The organism is Planctomycetota bacterium (assembly GCA_016235865.1).
In the GTDB taxonomy this organism is placed as follows: Bacteria; Planctomycetota; MHYJ01; order JACQXL01; family JACQXL01; genus JACRIK01.
This window is the reverse complement of sequence record JACRIK010000010.1, coordinates 1-2,035: the sequence shown is the minus strand read 5'-3', so window position 1 is coordinate 2,035 and position 2,035 is coordinate 1. Positions and strand designations below refer to the sequence as shown.

General features: G+C 50.6%; 1 protein-coding gene. It reads left to right on the top strand.

The features are described from left to right. Positions 1-2,035, top strand: a 2,035-nt coding sequence (locus HZA49_04160) for a hypothetical protein (GenBank protein MBI5778634.1), incomplete at both ends; no start/stop codon positions are given.

The following is a 2,035-nucleotide window of genomic DNA, read 5'->3' as shown; positions in this document are numbered from 1 at the left end:
GCCTGGCAATAGTTTGTGGGCAGTGACATATTATAATGCGGCCAGTGGCGGGAGTAATATTACCAGCAGTATAACGGGCACCGGTTGGACCTGGGGGCCGGTCACGCCGTTTAACTATGCGCCGGTGTCAACTACTATCCGGGTCGAGGTAACACCGCTGACCGATACATCCGGCGCGACCTATACGATGTTGGCGGCAATACAGAGTAGTAGCGGTGGCATTTATGCCACTGATGTGGTCAGGGCCAATACGGTCTGCTTTAATTTCCAGCCTGATTTAAGATACGACACGGTCTCAGGCGGTTCATATACTTCAGGGCAGGGTGTCTATGCGCCGACTCCCCAGGCCTACAGCCAATATGCGGATAACAATACGACTATTACATATTTTATCAGGGTGGAGAACGACGGCTCCAGCGACACATTCTCGCTTACTGCCTCAGGCCCGGTGGCTAACTGGACCATCTCATACTATGACAACAACAATGTGGACCGGACTGTTGCAATGAGAAACGGCGCGCATAGCACAGGAGTAATCACCTCAACCGGATACCGTGACTATCGGGTGGAAGTAACCGGTAATTCAGTGATATCCGGCGCCAGCAGCGCTGCCTCCTTCTATAGTTATTCAACCACCAACCTTGATTTCTATGACGCCATCAGTTTAACCACCATAGTTCGGGGTTATCAGGCAGATGCTATGGTCAAACGCGGCGCGGATACCATTTATACAGGGGATAATATTACCAACACAGACGGGACCAGCCAGACCATAACCAATACTCTTACCAACAGCCAGATGGTTTCATACCATATCCGGATTCAGAATGACGGCAATACTACTCAGGCCATAAGCGTGAGCGGCAGTGCTGCCACCAGCGGCTGGACCATTACATATTATGATTCCGAGACCGGAACTACAGATATAACCTCATTGGTATTGTCCGGCGCCTATAGCCAGACCGGACTGGCACCGGGGTCAGTATATACGATTAGATTAGAGGTAGCAGCCGGAGACCGCTTGAATTTAGCCGGCGGACAGGTCTTAACCAATACGGTTAGCGCCAGACCGCTTAATACTATCAGTGGCACAGATGTAGTCAGATGTGTAACCGAGGTAATTAATAATTATACCATAGACAACCTGGTGGCAGTCAGCCCGACCTATACGCCTTATGATGGGGATGGAGAATATAATGTAACGGGTAATAATCAGACTAATACAACAATGATCATACCGGTTCAGGGGACAATAACATATTTAGTGAAGATAGAGAATGACGGAAACGTGGCAACCCAGGTGACCCTGACTGCATCGCCATCGACCGGCGGATGGAGCGTGACCTATTATGACGGTCCGAATACAGCATCGCCTGTGATACCGTATAGCCAGATAACCTCAGCTAACGGGTGGTTAAGGACAAGCAGTAGTATTACCGCAGGCGGTATGGCTAATATTTGTGTGGCTCTCTCGCCCGCGACCACGACATTAGGAGGTGCGGTCGGTGAATATACCGGATATGTGAAGATAATTTCAGCAGCAAATCCATCGGTGAGTGATACCATCAAGACAAAGACGCAAACAAGCACATTCTACCGGGCAGATAGCGGTATCCGCAATCCGGCCGAAGGCACATATGCGGATATGACGATTACCAGTACTAACGGCACGGGCCAGACCAAGGCGCAGTCAATCTTAAGCGGCGGCATGGTGACCTATTATATCCGGGTGGAGAACGATGGCAATAGCGATGACGTTTTCTCAGTGACAGGTACAGGTAGTAATCCCGGCAACTGGGCTATAACCTATTATGATGCCGAGACCGGTGGAAGCAATATTACCTCACAGGTAATAGGTACGGGTTGGGCAACAACGGCCCTGACACCGGTTGTCCAGGCGCCGACTGCCTATCAAATCATTCGTGCAGAGATAAAGGTGATAACCACCACCCCAGGCGCGGTATTTACGATGTATGTAACGGCCCGGTCTCAGGGTAGCGGTTACAGCGCTCTGGATGTGGTCAAGGCAGATACG